Source organism: Enterobacter sp. IF2SW-B1 (assembly GCF_001743375.1).
Lineage (GTDB): Bacteria > Pseudomonadota > Gammaproteobacteria > Enterobacterales > Enterobacteriaceae > Enterobacter > Enterobacter bugandensis.
Genome location: NZ_MJAA01000405.1, coordinates 1 through 350, shown reverse-complemented (window position 1 = coordinate 350; position 350 = coordinate 1). Strand labels below are relative to the sequence as shown.

The window sequence follows — 350 nt, the reverse complement described above, 5'->3', positions numbered from 1 at the left end:
CCACGGCAAGCACGTCTACTCGGAGAAGCCTCTGGCGCTCAACGCCCATGATGCGCGCGAGAGGGTCGACGCCGCGAATCGGGCCGGGGTGAAAACGCTGGTGGGGTTCAACTACATGAAGAACCCGACGGCGCAGGTGGCGAAGGAGATTATCGCCCGCGGCGAGATAGGCGATGTGCTCCACTTCTACGGCCCCCACAACGAAGACTACATGGCCGACCCGCTGGCGCCCATCCACTGGCACTGCTTTAATGAGAGCGGCGGGTGGGGCGCGCGGGGCGACCTCGCGGCGCATATCGTCAATATGGCTCAGTACCTGGTGGGCGATATCGAGCAGGTCTGCGGCGATC

At 64.3% G+C, this 350-nt stretch carries 1 pseudogene; it reads left to right on the top strand.

From position 1 onward, the window contains the following. Positions 1-350 (top strand): annotated as a pseudogene (locus tag A6013_RS24830) (Gfo/Idh/MocA family oxidoreductase); the annotation flags it as partial.